This is a genomic window from Rhodanobacter sp. G2-10 (assembly GCF_055809185.1).
Genome location: NZ_CM147900.1, coordinates 265,185 through 283,449, shown reverse-complemented (window position 1 = coordinate 283,449; position 18,265 = coordinate 265,185). Strand labels below are relative to the sequence as shown.

Here is an 18,265-nt window from a genome sequence, read left to right as displayed (position 1 = left end):
GGCTTTTCAACAACCGGAAGCTGATCAGGCTGGAATGGTTTTTCAGCAGATGACTGTCCGATCATCCCGCGTCTCAAACCATTGCGAAGGCACTGGATCCCGGCTTTCGCCGGGATGACGGCGTGGGATTGCGGCGTGTCCGGATCGTCATTGAGTCTCCACGCACACAGGCGCACGCTGGGCGTCCACCCGCACACGGGAGGCTGCCATGCACTATCACCTGTTCTACTGGACCGGCATCCAGGGCCGCGGCGAGTTTGTCCGGCTGGCACTCGAGGATGCTGGCGCCAGCTATGAAGACGTCGCCCGTGAACGGGGCAACGACGCGATGATGCAATACCTCGACGGCGTACACGAGGGCCCGCTGCCGTTTGCGCCGCCGTTCCTCAAGGCCGGCCGCCTGCTGATCGCACAGACGGCAAACATCCTGCAGTATCTCGGGCCGCCACTCGAACTGGTGCCGGCCAGCGAACAACGACGCCTGTATGCACACCAACTGCAACTGACCATCGCCGACCTGGTCGCCGAAGTGCACGACACCCATCACCCGATCGCCGGCAGTCTGTACTACGAGGATCAGCGCACCGAAGCGTGCCGCCGTGCCACCGGCCTGCGCGGAACACGACTGTCGAAATATCTCGACTACTTCGAGCAGTCCATCGAGCGCGCGGGAGGCCATCATGTCCTTCATGCGCATTCATACGTCGACCTGTCGTTGTTCCAGGTGATGAGTGGGCTGGAGTACGCATTCCCACGCGCCATGCAGCGGCTGGGGCGCGGCTTGCCGTTGCTGCAGACACTGAAGGAGCGCGTGGCACAACGACCACGCATCGCTGCCTACCTGGCATCGTCGCGACGCCTGCCATTCAACGAGAGCGGCATCTTCCGGCACTACCCGGAGCTGGATGATCCGGCCTGAATCAGGCTCGCAACAACGCGACGGCCAGCGCGGCCATGAGGTTCATGCCAACCGAAGGATCGGCTTCCACCAGGCCGGACCCGGCAGCCGGCAACCCGCCGTCAGCTCGACTCAACGACTGCTGCTGGACGCAGGCGCGTCGGACTCCGCCGCCGGCGGCCTGCTCTTGCCCCACTCCAGCACCTTGTAGAGTGTCGGTGTAGCGCGTCGCTGGCCGTGCTCGTCCACCAGTCGGCCTTGCGGATCGACCATGTAGGTCTGCTGCAGCCCGTGCTTGGGCGTGACCACCACCATGTAAACGCGTCCGTTGCGGCTGTATTCCTGCACAGTGTTTTCGCCTTGCTGCCGAATCTCCACCGTCGGTTCCGACGCCGGGCGTCCCATCCGGCTGTCACCGCTCTTCATCGCCGGCAAGGTCAACGGATGCAGGTCCGGCTTGGGCGTGGCCGCCGGCGCGGGTGCCGCGGCGCTGGCGGCGGGGGCGGTGGCCTGCACGCCCGGATCGTTCATTCCCGGCGGCGGCGGTGCCTGGCCCGGCGTATAGGCCTGGGCGTGGGCGACCGAGGCCATCATGGCGGCGGACGCGATGGTGACGGCAACCAGCAGATGGGCGGTTTTCATGGCGGCAACCTCGATCGGGAGTTCGAGCATAACAGGGGCATGCACCAGTCATTCGTGAAACGCGATGCGTTATCGCCCATGCGAGAATGTTCGGGGTGCGCGTACCACCCGTTCCCGGCGCAACCTGCTTCGCATAGGTCAACCCACTCCATGCCCAAACTCATCCTGATCGACGGCTCGTCCTATCTCTACCGTGCATTCCACGCGCTGCCGCCGCTGAGCAACGCCCGGGGTGAACCGACCGGTGCGCTGTTCGGCGTGGTCAACATGCTGCGCGCCACGCTGAAGGCCAAACCGGACTATCTGGCCTTCGTCAGCGATGCGCCAGGCCCGACCTTCCGCGATGAGCTGTATGACCAGTACAAGGCGAACCGCCCGCCGATGCCGGACGACCTGCGCGCCCAGGTCGAACCCATGCTTGCCATCGTCGGCGCGCTGGGCTTTCCGATCCTGCGCGTGGCGGGCGTCGAGGCCGATGACGTGATCGGCACCCTGGCGGTGCAGGCGCGCGAGCTGGGCATCGAGGTCGAGGTTTCCACCGGCGACAAGGACATGGCCCAACTGGTCGGCCCGCGCGTCACCCTGGTCAACACCATGAGCAACACGGTGATGGACAGCGCCGGCGTGATGGAAAAGTTTGGCGTGCGGCCGGAGCAGATCATCGACTTCCTCGCGCTCACCGGTGACACGGTGGACAACGTGCCGGGCGTGCCCAAGTGCGGCCCCAAGACCGCCGCCAAGTGGCTGGCCCAATTCGACACGCTCGATGGCGTGATGGCGAACGCCGACAAGATTGGCGGCAAGATCGGCGAGAGCCTGCGTGCCGCGCTGCCACAGCTGCCGCTGTCGCGCGAGCTGGTGACGATCAAGACCGACGTGGCGCTGGATGTCGGCCCCACCGGGCTGGCCCAGCGCGAGGCGGACGTGGAGCAGCTGCGCGAGTTGTATGCACGTTACGAGTTCAAGGCGGCGCTGAAGGAGTTGGATGGCGTTGAGCCGGGAACCGGGAACCGGGAATCGGGAATCGGGGCGACGTCGGCTGGCGCGCCAGTCAACGAGGCCACGGCCGGCGACACGCCCGATGCCGCGCTGGCTGCATCCGGCGAGTACGAGTTGATCGTCACCCAGCCAGCGTTGGACGGCTGGCTGAAAAAGTTGCGGGATGCACCGCTGATCGCCTTCGACACCGAGACCACCAGCATCGACGCGATGCGCGCCGACATTGTCGGCCTCAGCCTCGCAGTCGAGCCAGGCAAGGCTTGCTACATCCCGCTTGGCCACGACTATCCGGGGGTGCCGAAGCAGCTCGATCGGGATGCGGTGCTGGCTGCGCTGAAACCGATCTTCGAGGATCCGTCGCGGCCCAAGCTGGGCCAGCACGCGAAGTACGACATCAACATCCTGTCGCACTACGACATCGCGGTGCATGGACTTGCACACGATTCGATGCTGGAGTCCTACGTGTGGAACGCCACCGCCACGCGCCACGACATGGACTCGCTGGCCAAGATGTACCTGGGCTACGAAACCGTGAAGTACGCGGAAGTCGCCGGCAAGGGCGCCAGGCAGATTTCCTTCTCGCAGGTGGATCTCGACACCGCCTGCCGCTATGCCGCCGAGGATGCGGACGTCACCCTGCGCCTGCACCATGCGCTGTGGCCGAAACTGGAGGGCGTGCCGGCATTGCGCGACGTGTATCAGGACATCGAGATTCCGCTGGTGCCGGTACTGGCCGAGATGGAGCGTCGTGGCGTGCTGATCGATGGCGACGAGCTGCGTGCGCAGAGCCAGCAACTGGGCAAGCGGATGGTGGAGTTGCAGCAGCAGGCCTATGCGCTGGCCGGACACGAGTTCAACCTCGACTCGCCCAAGCAATTGCAGGCCGTGCTGTTCGATGAACTCGGCCTGGCGGCAAAACTGAAAACGCCCAAGGGCCAGCCCTCGACCAACGAAGAAGCCCTGGAGGCCATTGCCGACACCCACGAACTGCCGCGCCTGATCCTCGACTACCGCGGGCTGGCCAAGCTGCGTTCCACCTACACCGACAAGCTCTCCGGCATCGTCAATCCGCGCACCGGCCGCGTGCACACCAGTTACCACCAGGGCTCGGTCGCCACCGGACGGATCTCCTCCTCCGATCCGAACCTGCAGAACATCCCGGTGCGCACCGCGGAGGGCCGACGCATCCGCCAGGCCTTCATCGCGCCCGCCGGCTGGCGAGTGATGGCGGCGGACTATTCGCAGATCGAGCTGCGCATCATGGCGCACCTGTCCGGCGACGAAGGCTTGCTCAAGGCCTTCCACGAAGGCGGCGACATCCACCGCGCCACCGCCGCCGAAGTGTTCGGCCTGAAGCCCGAGGACGTCAGCGCCAACCAGCGGCGTGCCGCCAAGGCGATCAACTTCGGCCTCATGTACGGCATGAGCGCGTTCGGCCTGGCCAGACAACTGGGTGTGGACCGTGGCGAGGCCAGCGACTACATGGCGCGCTACTTCGCCCGCTATCCCGGCGTGCACGCGTTCATGGAGGCGACCCGCGAACAGGCGCATCGCGACGGCTATGTCGAGACCATCTTCGGTCGCCGGCTGTATCTGGAGAACCTCGATTCGCGCAACCACGGCCTGCGCCAGGGTGCCGAACGGGCGGCGGTGAATGCGCCGATGCAAGGCAGCGCGGCGGACATCATCAAGCGCGCGATGATCGCGGTGGCTGCGTGGCTGAAGGAGCGCGACGACGCCCACATGCTGATGCAGGTGCACGACGAACTGGTGTTCGAAGTGCGCGCGGACGCCGTCGATGCCATCCGTGCCGGCGTGATCGAACGGATGTCCGGGGCCGCGGAGCTGGCCGTGCCGTTGCTGGTCGACGTGGGCGTGGGTGCCAACTGGGACGAGGCGCATTGAGCCGGGGCGGGGCGGCTCCTTGCAAGTCAGGGCCGGCGACCCTTCGCCCGGATCTGAATGCGTCGTGAACTTTTTTGCCGGAGCCGGCAACTTTTCTCCGAAAGCGCGTTCCAATCCATCGGATGCACGCAACGGCATCCACGGCGGGTCCACCTCCCTGGACTGCCACGGTCGCGCACCACTCCCCTGGGTTCACGCGTCCGGCCCCGGCTCCGAAGGTTCCCCCTAACCTTCGGAGCCTTTTTTTGGCCGTCGATTCGGCATCGGTCACGCCGCAAAACCCCGGAAGACGCCGCACCGGCCCAATCTGTACATTTTGTGCACACCGGTTCGGGCCATACTTGGCGCACATTCACCCAGGGGGTACACCATGCGAGCAGGCTTGATCATCATTGGCATCATTTTGCTGGCCGCCGGCATCTGGATCGTGGCAGGCCATGCCTTCTACCAGGATACCGATACGCTGGTGCAGGTGGGCTCGGCCAAACTCACCGCCACCCATGACAAGGGCGTGCCGCAATGGATCGGCATCGTCGGCATCGTGGTAGGTGCGTTGCTGGCCATTGGCGGGTTCATGCGCAAGCGCTGAGCTACCCCGGCCACACCCGAAAACCGCCGCTTGCGGCGGTTTTCTCTTGTCCGACAGCCCGCTTGAGCCGCGCCCGCTACAATGGGTCGGATGGATGTCTCGTACCTGATCGATCCGCTCAATTCCGCCCAACGTGAAGCGGTCTGCGCTCCACCCGGCCACAATCTGGTGCTGGCCGGTGCCGGCTCCGGCAAGACCCGCGTGCTCACCCACCGGATCGGCTGGCTGACCCAGGCTGAAGGTGTGCCGCCCTGGGCGATTCTCGCCGTCACCTTCACCAACAAGGCCGCCGGCGAGATGCGCGCACGACTGGCGGCGCTGATTCCCGGCGGCACCCAGGGCCTCACCGTGGGCACCTTCCACGGCATCGCTCACCGCCTGTTGCGCCGTCACTGGCGCGAGGCCGGGCTGACCGAAACCTTCCAGATTCTTGATGCCGATGACCAGTTGCGCATGGTCAAGCGCGTGGTCGCCGGACTGGGGCTGGACGACGCGAAATTCCCGCCGCGCCAGGTCTGCTGGCAGATCAACCAGTGGAAGGACGAAGGCAAGCGTCCGGACAGCGTCGAACACCGCGACCATCCGGTCACCCACACCTTCGTCAACATCTACAAGGCTTACGAAGACGCCTGCCGCCGTGCCAGCCTGGTCGATTTCGCCGAGCTGCTGCTGCGCGCGCACGAGCTGTGGCTGAAGAATCCGGCCGTGCTGCAGCACTACCAGCAGCGCTGGCGCTATCTGCTGGTCGACGAGTTCCAGGACACCAACACTCTGCAGTACGCGTGGATTCGGGTGCTTTCCGGGGCGGGAGCCGGGAATCGGGAATCGGGAATCGCAAGCGCCGGGCATGCCAGCTCCGAAATGCCGGGCGCTTCTCCCATTGCCGATTCCCGATTCCCTGCTCCCGCCCAAGTCTTCGTCGTGGGCGACGACGATCAGGCGATCTACGGCTGGCGTGGCGCCAAGGTGGAGAACGTGCAGCAATTCCTGCGCGACTTTCCCGGCGCCAAGACGATCAAGCTCGAACAGAACTACCGCTCCACCTCGACCATCCTCAAAGCCGCCAATCACGTGATCCAGCGCAACGGCAGCCGCCTCGGCAAGGAGTTGTGGACCGCCGGCGACGACGGCGAGCGCATCGCGTTGTACGCGGCGTACAACGAGCAGGACGAGGCGCGCTTCGTGATCGAGCGCATCCGCGAATACATCGACGAACACGGCAACGCACGCGATTGCGCGATCCTGTATCGCTCCAACGCACAATCGCGCAACTTCGAGGAACAACTCGTGCAGCGCCGTATCGGCTACCGCGTCTACGGCGGCCAGCGCTTCTTCGAGCGCGCCGAGGTGAAGGACGCGCTGGCCTATCTTCGCCTCACCGCCAACCGCCACGACGACGCCGCCTTCGAGCGCGCGGTGAACACCCCGCCGCGCGGGATCGGCGACCGCACCCTGGACGTGCTGCGCCGTCGCGCCCGACTCGACAACGTCTCGATGTGGGAAGCGGCACTGGCGGAGCTCACCGGCAGCGAACTGGCCGGGCGGGCGAAGAACGCGGTGAAGGCGTTCCTGGCGCTGGTGGACGGCATGGCGCGGGGCTTCGCGGGCATCGGGACTCGGGACTCGGGAATCGAAGCAGCGGAGGCAGGCGCGACGCCACACACCGACGCCCCCCTCCATCCCGCCCTCACTCTCGCCGAACAGATCGACCACGCCATCACCCACACCGGCTTGCGCGACTTCTACGAGAAGGACAGTCGCGGCAACGCCGAGACGCGGGTGGAAAACCTGGACGAACTGGTCAACGTGGCAAGCCGCTTCGAGCGCAGCCAGGAGGACATCGACGCCGGCCTGAGCGAACTCAACGCTTTCCTCTCCAACGCGGCACTGGAAGCAGGCGAGAACCAGGGCGAGGAAGGCGACGACTGCGTGCAATTGATGACCTTGCACTCGGCCAAGGGGCTGGAGTTTCCGGTGGTATTCCTGGTCGGCATGGAGGAAGGCCTGTTCCCGAGCCAGCGCTCGGTCAACGACGAAGGCCGCCTGGAAGAGGAGCGCCGGCTGGCCTACGTCGGCATCACCCGCGCCCGCGAGCGGCTGTTTCTGAGCCACGCCGAATCACGCCGCATGCACGGCACCGAAATGCTGGCGCGTCCTTCACGCTTCCTCGCCGAGATGCCCGCCGAACTGATCGATGAAGTCCGTCCGCGCGTGCACGTCACGCGTCCGCTGTACGCCGGCCGCCCCGCGCAGGCCTCCGCGTCGCTGGAAGAGAGCTTGCCGGTGAAGCTCGGCCAGCGCGTCAGCCACCCCAAGTTCGGCGAAGGCGTGGTGCTCAGCGCCGAAGGTAGCGGTGCCCATGCGCGGCTGCAGGTCAATTTCGAGGAAGCAGGCAGCAAGTGGCTGGTGGCGGCCTACGCCAACCTGACGACGCTCTGAAAGACGCTATCGAGCGTCCTGCTCATCCTCGCTGCCACCCGCGGGAAGCAGCGATTTCCCGCAACGTCGGCACAATGCAAACCCGCCCACCTCATGGCACTATCGGCGGCAGCAGTGCCGATCAGCGTTCATGGGGCATACTCAGGTAGCGGTGCCGAACCCAGGGGAATCTATGTACAGCAAGCACGGAGTGGCTCGCCGGATTGGCGCCAGCGGGAAAATCATCGCACGCTGGATTCTTGTCTTCGCTATCGCCCAGGGTGGTCTGACGATCGCACAGGCTGCCACCCTGGACCCGGCCACGCTCCCGAAGATCGAATCGGCGACCTTCGAGGTGGTGCAGGCCAAGCCGACTACCGATCCGTTGACTTACGAAAAGCCGCTGCCGCTGGAACTGCTGCCGTACCAGGAACGCACCGACAAGTACTACTCGATCGGTACCGCGTTTGCGATCGGTCACAACCGCTACGTCACCGCAGGTCACGTGCTGCTCGCCGGGATGGACAGCCTGTGGGGCGCGCCCGAACTGCGCGACGCCAAAGGCCATGTCTACGCGATCGACAAGATCGAGAAGTTCTCGCTGCGCAAGGACTTCGTGGTGTTCTCGCTGGTCTCTCCACCGCGCGGAAGCATGCTGGTGCCGAATACCCGTCCCGCCTTGAACCAGGTGGTGTACGCCGTCGGCAACGCGCTGGGTACCGGCATCGTGATCCGCGACGGCCTGTATACCTCCGACACCCCCGAGCAGCAGGATGGCCGCTGGAAGTGGATGCGTTTCTCCGCCGCCGCCTCGCCCGGCAACAGTGGTGGTCCGCTGCTGGATGCCAGCGGCAAGCTCATCGGCGTGGTGCTGATGAAGTCCGCCAACGAGAATCTCAATTACGCGCTGCCGATCAGCCTGGTCCTGGACGCCCCCGACAATCAGGCCATCATCGATACCCGTTCGGCTTATCAGCTCGATATCTTTGACGCACGCCAGAATGGTCACTTCAAGGCTCAGTTCAGCCTGCCGATGACGCTCGGCGATTTCTATCAAAACCTGCAACAGCGCGCCCAAGCAAACTCCACGGCCGAGCTGAAGGCACTGCTGTCCAGGGAATCAGCCGACCTGTTCCCCAACGGCGATGGTTCCTTGCGTTTGCTGTACCAGCAGACACGACTCGATGGGTTTCCCACGCTGATCGTGCGCGGCAGCAACGGCGAATGGAACCGCGTTGGCAACCGTTCGAAACACTACTCACTCGGTGGCAACGGTTATGTCGATGTCGGCGCCGTGGGTCGCAATGGCCTGGCTCACCTGCGCCGGCCGGACGACATCGATGCCGCCAGATTTTATGGCGATGCCAGGACGCGGATGGATCTGCTCGCGCAAACCGGCACGTTCCAGCGCCAGGTTGCCGGAGAAAAGATCAAGATCACCTCACTGGGCAAGCCGACCCTCGACACCGTGCACATCGACCGCTGGCAACGCTCATGGCACGTCGAGGTCTGGGCGTTGCCCTACGCCAACCGGCTCGGGGTGGTGTATTCGCTCCCGGTACCCGATGGCAGCGTGATCCTGACCCGGATGACGGCCCCCTCGGGCCTGCACGACACCAAGCTGGACATGGACGAGCTCAGCAGCTTCATTCACGTGACCTACGAAGGAACCTTGCAGCAGTGGACCGACTATCTGAAGTTGTCCGCGCTGCAACCGGCCGCGTTCAAGCGTATCCATCTCGACTTCGACTATGGGCGCCGCTTCAGTTACGCATCGAACCGAGTCTCCTTCTCCTACGGCCCCAAAGTGCAGAAGATCACGCCGGACAACCTGTTGTGGCTTGGCTTCCGGTTTTTCATGGACAACGGGAAAGCGGTGTGGGACGTCAGCGATATCGACATCTGGAAGGACTCGACGTCCAGCAACCGCGACAACGTCAACATCCAGCGCTACGCGGCGCCGCCGCCCGGGCTCGACAAGGACTTGAGCAGCCACTGGCAGCAACTGGCGCAACGCCAGTTTCCCTACAACGGCGTGGCGCGCCCGGATGGTGACCTGATGAAAATCGATGCCGTGGCGACACCGGCTCACGTTGACGGCAAGACGCCCACGGTGTTGTACACCGCGTTCTACGGTTCCACCGGTACGCACACGCAGGCCGAGATGAAACGCAAGCTTGGCTTGCTGATGAAGGACCTGCAGGTCAGGGAGCCTTGACGACGCCTCGGGTCACGCAGGTCTTGTCGGTATGCGCTCTGCGCTGACGGGCCGTTGCGTCGCTGGTTGCTGGCAGGGATCTGCCTGCCGTGATTGCGACACGATGATCACTCGTGATGCATGGCGCCGATCCTCTGCGCCTACGCGATGGCGAGGCAACGGTCGCGGCGATCAACCGCGAGCGGGCGCCAGTTCCTTCAGCACCTGCATGACCGCATCGACTACCGCGCGGGGTTGGTCCAGTTCGATGTCGTGCGAGGACTCGGCCACCGTTCGCAGCAGGCCGCGACTGGAAGTCTCCACGATGCGCCGCTGGGTCGCGTCACGTGCTGCTTCCAGTTGCTTGCGCACGTTGGCCGGAGCGTCGGCATAGGTGCCTTCAGCCTTCAGCACGACCAACGGCATGTCGCCATGCGATTCGCTCGCCGGTACCGCTAGCGCGAACACGCCCGCGTTCTGCGCCAGTTCCGAGCGCAGGGTGTGCCAGAACGCCGGATGCAGCTTGCGTGCGTGATTGGCGGCAGCCACCGCCTCACTCTCCCACGGCGGCGCCCCGCCGATGCACTGCGCAAGTTCCGGCGAGGGCTTGGCCAGGTCGCCGTGCTCGGCGGCCTGCTCGCAGCGCCCGATGAATGCATCGCGTTGCGTGGTCAGCTTCGCGTCGTCCTTCATCCATGAAGCGGGCAGATAGCGAGCCAGATCCTGCGCGGGCGGGTCGACCAGGACCATCCCCGCAACGTCGCCGGGATGGTCGCTGGCATAGCGACGCACGATGTTGGTGCCCAACGAATGACCCACAAGAACCAACGGCCTGCGCAAGCCGGCCGCCTCGATCAGCGCGTGCAAGTCGGACACGTCGGCATCGAGCCCACGCGGCAGCGGTCCTTCGTCGCTGAAACCGTAGCCCGCACGGTCATAGGAGCAAACCCGCGCGCGCGCCGACAGCAACGGCTGCACCCGGAACCAGCTGCCTGAATCGGCATGCGAGCCGGACTCCAGCAGCACGGTCATCGGCCCACTGCCGCTGCAGCGCAAGTTCAGATGGCGACCGGCGCCGATGGCCACGAGCTCGCCCGGCTTCGCATAACTGTCCGGCATGGTCGCCGGGGGCGGCGGTGACGCCGTCGCCACCGCTGTCACTGCAAAAAAAAGCCCCACGCCGACTATGCCAAAAATTCCACACTGCCTCGCTTCCATGCTCGTCTCCGGCTCGGATTCGTGCTTGGACAACGGCTCGAATCTTCAAGTTCAAGCGCGGATCGTCCGGACCATCACGCGATCGATCCGGCAACTCCGGTGTCGCGTGCCGGATGGCTCGACGCTACCGTATCGCCCCCTTGCCGTGAATTCCCGAGACGAGCGGGATGCAGCAACCGCATAGTTGGAACGATGCAAAGGGAACGTTTCGCCGCAACGCAATCCGCCGAAAAGACGATCCTTGTCGATTCTCGGCGAGTTGTCTGCGCGAGACCACTCAATGAGTGGCGCCCGCGGAGCTGGCGGCCCGTCGCGCCTTCACGTCGCTGGCCGCGATCTGCTTGCTGTGATTGCCCCACGAGGAGCGCTCGTGGTTGATGATGTCGGCGATTTCCGCATCATTGAGCACGCTGCCAAACGGAGGCATGGGGGTGGCATAGACGGTACCCGCGATGGTCTCACCCTGCAGACCGTTGAGCACCACGTCGATCTGTTTGGTGGGGTCGGCATCGAGTACCGCGGGATTGTCTTTCAGCGGCGGAAACGCCCCGGCGATGCCCATCCCGGTGGGTTGGTGGCACGCGGCGCAAGTGGTGTTGTACAGCTCGGTGCCTTTGGCCGCGTCCACGTGGTACGGACCCAGCGCCGCGGAGGCAGCCGCCATGTCGGCGGCAGGCGCCGCAGAGGCTGGCGGCGGCGTGGCGGTGGCCTCCACCGGTACCTCGCCATCCTTGCCGCGCACCTGAAGCACACCGATCGCACCGACCGTGGCGTGCGCCATGTCGTGGTCCACGAACGGGTAATCGCCCGCCTCGGGCAGGATCAGATCGAACACCGCTCCCGCTCCCGGCCCGATCGAATAAGTGGAAACGCCGCTCTGCGCATGCGCGGCATCACCGTCGGGATAGACCTTGTCGAAGATGCCGCCGATGACGTGGAACGAGCTCCACAGATCCGGGCCGGCATCGACCACGTACAGGCGCACGCGCTTGCCGGCGTGGGCGATCAACGGATGATCGCGATACTGGAAGGCCGAGCCGTTGAACACCACCTCGTCGGGGCGCTCTTCCTTCATGCGCTCGAAGTTCGGCCCCATCAGATGATCGGCAACCTGTTGCGTGTACCACTCGCTCTGCACGATCACATAGCTGTCCGCCGCGGGCGGCAACGGCTTGGCCGGGTCCACGATCAAGGCACCGAACATGCCGTTGGCGATGTGCAGCAATACCGGCGGCGTGCCGCAGTGATAGAGGAACGCGCCGGGCACGTTGGCGACGAAGGAGAACTTGATCGACTTGCCGGGCTGGACTTCCACGTAGTGCATGCTGGGCGGCGTGATCGCCGCATGGAAGTCGATCGAGTGCTGCATGGTGCCGTGGTTGGTGAAGGTCACGTTGACCGTCTGCCCCTGGCGCACATGGATGATCGGCGCGGGCACCGTGCCGCCGAAGGTCCAGGCCTGGTAGTCGACGCCGCTGGCGATGCTCACCTTCTCGTCCGAGGCCACCAGATTCACCTCGACGCTGTCACCGGTGCCGATCAGTGGCGGCAGCCGCGCATCACGCGGCTGTTCGACCGGGGTGCTGGCGGCCAGCGAAAGTGGCGACACCGCGGCAGCCGCCGCGGCAGGCGACGGTGATTTGACATCCAGTGAGCTGTGCAGACCGCCGACCAGCAGGATCACCAGCACCGCGACGCCGATCATGGCCGGGATCTGCACGCCCAGCGGCAACCGTTGTGGCTCCTGCGCAAGCGTGTCCCTGGCGCCCCACTCGGCGACGTGTCGCCAGCGTGGCCAGCGCTTCTCGATGAAATAGTCGAGGCTGTAGGGGCTGCGACCGCCGCGAACGTTGATCGCGATCAGCGCCACGAAGATCAGCACATAGGTGATCGCCGTGCCCATGTTGTTGGCGCCGACGGTGTACGGCCCGCCAAAACCCTCGGCGGTGCTCCACACCAGCAAGCTGAAGAGCGCGCCGGCCACGTACACCGTCTTGCGCGCAAAACCGGTAAGCAAGGCCAGCGCAATCGTGGTCTCGATGATGCGCGTGAGCCAGGTGAACAACATCGCATGCGGGGTCACCAGCGCGATCCACATCGCGAACCAGCCCTGCAACCATGCCGGCTGACCCTGCGCCGCGTTGTGCAGGTAACCCACGTAATGGACCGCAAAATCCGATTGCCAGGTGAGGGCCGCGCCGACCGCCCAGATGACACCAAAAGCGACACGCAGAGCGGCCGCCGCCACCGCCGGCCAAGCCTTCACGGCTGGGGCGTTGTCCTGGATTCGTGACATGGAGTGATCCTTGCTGATTGATTCGGATCCACCACCCGAATCGTCGGCGGCAGTTTATGCCGGTGACCGCGAGCCGGGTTGTGGTGTGGTGTCGCACTCGGCTGGTGGTCGCCGCGTGTCATGTTGGCATGCGGCAAGAGCCGTCCTTCGCCGGCACCCGTCTGCAAGGCCGTCGATGCGTGGCGATCCCCGGTGCAGGTGTCCGAGGCTTACTCGCGCAAGCGCGGCATGCCGTGCGCGTCGCGCTCCTCGACAGCTATCGGGTGCGTATCCGGCTGGCCGGCTTGCGCACGCTGCGCCAACGGCACGATGGCGTCGCCGCGGCCGAAGGCCAGCGCGTTGCGGTAGCAGCGCTGCGCCTGGGCAGCGTCGCCCTCGCCCGCAAACGCATCGCCCAGCGACTCCCAGGCGGCGGCGCTGGGCACAAGTGCCAGCGAGCGCCGCAGGTATTGGTGGGCCTTGCCCCATATCTTCAGGCGCACGCACATGCGGCCCAGTGTGAGCAGCAGGTTGGCGTCATTCGGGTGCGCGTCGAGCCAGCCTTCGGCGCGGCGCAGGCGCGCCTCCACGTCATTGCCGGGGAGGCTGCCGTAAGTCTCGATCAACCGCGGCGACCATTCGCGGCGCAACGCGGATTCCACCTCGTCCATCGCGGGCAGGACCAGGCCAAACCCGGACGCGCGGCGGGCATAGGCATCGATCACGTCGGGAACCCGGCGCTGCGCCTTGGGCAGTTGCGACCACAAGGTGTTGAGAGCCACGCCATCCGGTGCGGCACGGAGCGCCGCGGCCAGCACCCGTGCCTCCAGCACGGCGTAGGCACGACTGCCCAGCGCGCCGCTTTTGTGCAGCGGTTCGAGCGCGCCGCGCGCGCGGCCAGGATCGCCGCTTTCCAACGCCGCCTGCACCAGCTCACGCCAGCCACCGGGGGTGAGCGTGCCCTTGTCCGATTCAGGCGCCAGCAAGGCCAATGCTTCGTCAGGCTTGCCTTCACGCCGCAACAGGCGCGCGCGAAGCACGCGTGCGGCGCGCGGCGCCGACTGCGAGGCCTGATCCAGGGATTCCAGCGCGCGACCATACTCGCCGCGGCGTGATGCCGCCTCGGCCGAGGCCAGCAGTGCCGGGCCACGCAGGCTGGCCAGCCGCGCGGCCCGATTGAGGTCGCGCTCGGCATCGCCGTGACGGCCTTCGATCAGGGCGACCAGGCCTTCGCCCAGACGCTGCTGGCTGAGCCGCCGATGTCGCCGCGACAGTGCGCCGAAGGGCCAGCGCAGCAAACGCCAGAGCAGGGTAAGCAGTGCCCAGCCCAGCAGCAGGATCACGATGGCGGCCACCACCGTCGTCTCGACCCGCCAGCCGCGCAGGCGCAGCAGCACATAGCCCGGGTCTTCCGCCACCCAATGCCAACCAAACGCGGCAAGCGCCGCCACGATCACCAGCAGCAACAGCCAGCGCCACAGCTTCATGACCGGGCTCCGTCCTTGCGCGACGCCGTGCTGGACGCCGCAGCCGGACCCGACGATCCCGTCGGCGCGAGTGCATGCACCGCGCGCAGATTGCGCAGCTCGCTCAAGGCGGCACCCAACTGCACCGGCGCCGTCGCCGGCAGCTGGCTCTCCAGTTGCTTCAGGCTGGCACGCGCCTGCTGCACGGACTCGGCACTTTCGTCGAACTGACTGGTCAGGCCCGCGTCCACGCGTTTGAGCGCTGCCGCATAGCCGTCAACATCATGCGCGAGCAGGGCCGCCTGGGCCTGTGCCAGATCCAGCGCCGCCAATTCACGGGCGAAGCGTGCGTCGGCCACCGCCAACGGGGCGCCGTTGTCGCGCCGCACGCTGACCACGCTGGCCAGCGCACGACGGATACGCGACCACGCATCGGTGGCCTGCCCGGCCGCTGGAACATCGAGGGGTTTCAGCGGCAGTTCGGCCATCGCTGCACGCAGCTGCTGCAACTGTTGCAGCACAGTGGCCTGGCTGGCCGGCTGGCTCTTCAGCAAGGCCTCACGCTCGGCCTGGATGCTCTGGCGCACTCCGCTGAATGCACCGTCGTTGACCGCAGCGAGCGTCTGGTCAGCCAGCCCGTAGGCTGCGGCGGCGCCCTGCGCGTCATGGAAAAGCGTGTAGCGTTCGGCGCCCATGCGCAGCAGCGAGTCGGTTTCATCCAGCAGCATGGCGTCATGTCCGGACAGGCTCTTTTCCGCCAGCTTGGCCACGGCATCTTCCAGATTGCGGATGCGCTCGCCCTGGCCCAGCAGTTCCTCGCGCAACGAGCGGTTGACCGACGCCGCGTCATCCAGTCGCTGATCGAGGCTGGCACGCTGATCGCTCAGACCGCCCAGCCGGGTTTCCAGCGTGTCCACGCGCTGTTGCAGGCTGGCCACGCCCTGACTCTCCGCCACACTGCCACGCTGCTGCTGCCATTGCTGAAAACCCACATAGCCTGCCGCCGCCAGCGCCACCAACGACAGCAGCAAGGCAAGCGCCAGGCTGCCACCGCCGCGTGGTCGGGGTGCGGGGCGAGTTGTGGCGGGACGCGCCGACCGGGTCGGCGCCGGATCGACCACCACGGGGTCGGGGCGCGCGTCCGCAGACGGATCTGGTGCTTTCGGCTGCTCAGCCGGCTGGTCTGGATGGCTCATAGCCTCATGCTAGCAGCCTGTCGGACCTTGGTGGTCGAGGCGGGAAGGCGGCCATGCGCCTGCGTGGGAAGCACGTGGGCGTGAAAAAGGCCGGGTCAGCGCGCGGCGGCGGCCAGCAAATCATCGGCCAACGCCGACGAAGCCAGTGCGACCTGCCGGAAACCGGCATCGCGCGCCGCCGTGGCAAGCCGTTCGCTGCTGACCACGGCGACCGCCGCACACAGCCGCGTCAGCGCCGACGGTGGCAGCAGCCGACACAGGTTCTGCAGCGCCTCGTTGCTGGACAGCAGCACCCGCGCCGAGCCGGGCAAGCCGAGCGCCGCCTCGACGTGGCGCCGGTCCAGTCGTGGCGGCACCCGGCGATATACATGGACTTCGCCCAGCCGGGCGCCGCGCGCAACCAACTGGCTGCGCAGCACACCGCGCCCGCCGGGCGCGCCGACCAGGGTCACCTGGCGATGGCGCAAGTCCTTCAACATCGGGTGATCCAGCAGACCTTCGCTGTCCTGCCGGTGGGGTGCCAAGGGTTCCGCCACACCGTGCCGGCGCAAGGCGTGCGCGGTTCCCCGGCCTACCGCCAGCACGATCGCATTAGTATCCAGCTGACTGAGCGCCGCGGCATGGCGTACGGCTGCCGGGCTTGTGAAGATCACCAGGTCTGCGGCCAGGCCCTGGCGCAGCGCTGCGCGTGCCGCCGCGGCATCATCCGGCCCGCGCAGGGCCAATCCCGGCAGCAAAACGGGGGTGCCACCGAGCGTACGCACCCGTCTTGCCAGTGCACCCGCCGTGCCCACCGGACGGGTAATCACCAGCACGCGTCCACGCAGGGCGCCTGCGCGCATTGATGGATTTCGTTGCATCTGCCTACCACGTTCAGCCACCCGGCATGGCCCCAGTGTAGCGTCCGCCCTACACTGTGGAGTTTCCCCGACTATTGCCGAGCCTCGTGAGCACCATTGACGACAACCTGCTTGCCAGCGACCAGGCGAGACGACTGATCCAGTTCATCCGCAACGAGATACCGCTGGCCAAGGCCATGGACCTGCAACTGGGCGCCTACGACGGTGACATGCTGAGCCTGCGGGCACCGCTGCCGCCGAACGTCAACGACAAGGGCTGCGCCTTCGGCGGCAGTCTGGTCAGCCTGATGACACTCAGCGGCTGGGCACTGGTGGAAATGGCCTTGCGACTGGAAGGTCTCGATTGCGACGTGTTCGTGGCCGAATCCGGCGTGCGTTACCTGACGCCGGTATGGATGGACTTCCGCAGCGAGGCGCGACTGGCCGACGGCGCCAGTTGGAGCACGTTCTTCGCCACCCTGGCCGCGCGTGGCCGCGCCCGGATCAACGTGGAGTGCGTGGTGCCGGGCGAGGACGGGCAGCCCGCTGCCGTCGTCAGCGCGCGCTTCGTGGCCAAGCGACGCGGGCGGACCCCGGCGGCGTGATTGAGGCAGAATGGCCCGGTACCCGTCGAGGAGGAACGCCCATGCGCCGTATTCCGAGCATTGCGCTGATGCTGTTGATCCTGCTGCTGGCCGCTTGCGCCACGCAGGAGCGCAGCAATTCGCTGACCACCACGCTGTCGGCCTATGGCGGCGTCTTGCGCTGGGGTGACTTCGCCAGTGCGGTGCAATTCATCGATCCGGAAGAGCGCGCGAAGCATCCGATCTCCGACCTGGACCTTGCCCGCTACAAGCAGGTGCGGGTCACCGAGTATGACGACGGCGCCGGTCCCGTGCCGATCAGTCCGACCGAGGTGCAGCAGACCGTGAAGATCAGCCTGGTCAATATCCACACCCAGGCCGAACGCAGTGTCATCGATCGCCAGACCTGGCATTACGATGAAAAAGCCAAACACTGGTGGCTTACCAGCGGATTGCCGGACATCACCCGGGAATGATCCCCGCGGGAAGCGGTCACGCGATGGCTGCGCTACCCGTATAATCACGGGTTTACCCGGATCGGCGCGCGCGGCGTGCGAAGTGGACTTGAGATGAATGATTTCCTGCACAAGCTGCCACAATTCGTCGGCAATCATGGTGCCTTGTCGGCGCTGTTCGCCATTCTGCTGGTGGCGTTGATCGTCACCCAGGCCAGGATGATGTTCAGCAAGATCAAGGAACTGAGCCCGGCCGGCCTGACCGCGCTGATCAACCGCGACAATCCCTTGCTGATCGACCTCTCCGCGTTGTCCGATTTCGAGAAGATGCACGTCCCCGGCGCGAAACACGTGGCAATGAGCCAGTTCGACCCGGAGAAGAAGGACCTGGCCAAGGCCAAATCCCTGCCCGTGGTTTTGATGGACAAGGACGGCCGGGGCAACTCGGCCAAGGCAGCGCAGCGCCTGCTGAAGGCGGGCTTCGAGAAGGTCTACACGCTGGGCGGCGGGGTGCTGGGTTGGCAGGCAGCACAATTGCCGGTGGCCAAAGGCAACCGCTGAGAAGCAGGCGCCATGGCTGAAGC

Annotated in this window: 14 protein-coding genes; 8 read left to right on the top strand and 6 right to left on the bottom strand. The window is 65.9% G+C overall.

The window, feature by feature from the left end; genetic code table 11:
* Positions 1 to 208 precede the first annotated feature (208 nt).
* A complete protein-coding gene (locus tag AC0L58_RS01230) occupies positions 209 to 919 on the top strand; it encodes a glutathione S-transferase (RefSeq protein WP_473685886.1) in 711 nt (236 codons plus the stop codon).
* Between the two features lie 111 nt (positions 920 to 1,030).
* On the opposite strand, the gene AC0L58_RS01225 is transcribed toward AC0L58_RS01230, so the two are convergent.
* Positions 1,031 to 1,540, bottom strand: coding sequence for a DUF2782 domain-containing protein (locus AC0L58_RS01225; protein WP_473685884.1), 510 nt, complete (start codon positions 1,538 to 1,540; stop codon positions 1,031 to 1,033).
* Positions 1,541 to 1,690: 150 nt separating this feature from the next.
* Between AC0L58_RS01225 and polA the strand changes: the two genes are divergently transcribed.
* The 4 genes from polA (at position 1,691) to AC0L58_RS01205 (ending at position 9,669) form a co-directional block, all read left to right on the top strand.
* The gene (gene polA / locus AC0L58_RS01220; protein ID WP_473685882.1) at positions 1,691 to 4,444 is read left to right on the top strand and encodes a DNA polymerase I; all 2,754 of its coding nucleotides are present in this window, start codon (positions 1,691 to 1,693) and stop codon (positions 4,442 to 4,444) included.
* Between the two features lie 370 nt (positions 4,445 to 4,814).
* The gene (locus tag AC0L58_RS01215) at positions 4,815 to 5,033 is read left to right on the top strand and encodes a hypothetical protein (RefSeq protein WP_473685880.1); all 219 of its coding nucleotides are present in this window, start codon (positions 4,815 to 4,817) and stop codon (positions 5,031 to 5,033) included.
* Between the two features lie 90 nt (positions 5,034 to 5,123).
* Positions 5,124 to 7,472 (top strand): 3'-5' exonuclease, encoded by a 2,349-nt coding sequence (locus AC0L58_RS01210; RefSeq protein WP_473685878.1) that lies wholly within the window; start codon positions 5,124 to 5,126, stop codon positions 7,470 to 7,472.
* A 172-nt stretch (positions 7,473 to 7,644) separates the two neighbouring features.
* Positions 7,645 to 9,669, top strand: a complete 2,025-nt coding sequence (locus tag AC0L58_RS01205) for a S1 family peptidase (protein ID WP_473685876.1) — start codon at positions 7,645 to 7,647, stop codon at positions 9,667 to 9,669.
* 171 nt (positions 9,670 to 9,840) lie between these two features.
* Here AC0L58_RS01205 and AC0L58_RS01200 read toward each other — a convergent pair whose 3' ends face one another.
* The 5 genes from AC0L58_RS01200 to AC0L58_RS01180 form a co-directional block, all read right to left on the bottom strand.
* Positions 9,841 to 10,767 (bottom strand): alpha/beta fold hydrolase, encoded by a 927-nt coding sequence (locus AC0L58_RS01200; protein ID WP_473685874.1) that lies wholly within the window; start codon positions 10,765 to 10,767, stop codon positions 9,841 to 9,843.
* Between the two features lie 376 nt (positions 10,768 to 11,143).
* Positions 11,144 to 13,162, bottom strand: coding sequence for a multicopper oxidase domain-containing protein (locus tag AC0L58_RS01195; protein WP_473685872.1), 2,019 nt, complete (start codon positions 13,160 to 13,162; stop codon positions 11,144 to 11,146).
* A 209-nt stretch (positions 13,163 to 13,371) separates the two neighbouring features.
* On the bottom strand, positions 13,372 to 14,628 hold the full coding sequence (locus tag AC0L58_RS01190) for a heme biosynthesis HemY N-terminal domain-containing protein (protein ID WP_473685870.1): 1,257 nt from the start codon (positions 14,626 to 14,628) through the stop codon (positions 13,372 to 13,374).
* On the bottom strand, positions 14,625 to 15,803 hold the full coding sequence (locus tag AC0L58_RS01185) for a uroporphyrinogen-III C-methyltransferase (protein WP_473685868.1): 1,179 nt from the start codon (positions 15,801 to 15,803) through the stop codon (positions 14,625 to 14,627). The genes AC0L58_RS01190 and AC0L58_RS01185 overlap by 4 nt, the downstream gene beginning before the upstream one ends.
* A gap of 95 nt (positions 15,804 to 15,898) precedes the next feature.
* The gene (locus AC0L58_RS01180; protein WP_473685866.1) at positions 15,899 to 16,645 is read right to left on the bottom strand and encodes a uroporphyrinogen-III synthase; all 747 of its coding nucleotides are present in this window, start codon (positions 16,643 to 16,645) and stop codon (positions 15,899 to 15,901) included.
* 104 nt (positions 16,646 to 16,749) lie between these two features.
* On the opposite strand from AC0L58_RS01180, the gene AC0L58_RS01175 reads away from it, so the two are divergent.
* The 3 genes from AC0L58_RS01175 to AC0L58_RS01165 all read left to right on the top strand — a co-directional run bounded on the left by AC0L58_RS01175 (position 16,750) and on the right by AC0L58_RS01165 (position 18,242).
* On the top strand, positions 16,750 to 17,247 hold the full coding sequence (locus AC0L58_RS01175) for a YiiD C-terminal domain-containing protein (RefSeq protein ID WP_473685864.1): 498 nt from the start codon (positions 16,750 to 16,752) through the stop codon (positions 17,245 to 17,247).
* 41 nt (positions 17,248 to 17,288) lie between these two features.
* Positions 17,289 to 17,702 carry a hypothetical protein gene (locus AC0L58_RS01170; protein WP_473685862.1) on the top strand — a complete coding sequence of 138 codons (414 nt, stop codon included), beginning with the start codon at positions 17,289 to 17,291 and terminating at the stop codon, positions 17,700 to 17,702.
* A 93-nt stretch (positions 17,703 to 17,795) separates the two neighbouring features.
* Complete coding sequence (locus AC0L58_RS01165) at positions 17,796 to 18,242, top strand: rhodanese-like domain-containing protein (protein WP_473685860.1); 447 nt, start codon at positions 17,796 to 17,798, stop codon at positions 18,240 to 18,242.
* Positions 18,243 to 18,265: the final 23 nt, after the last annotated feature.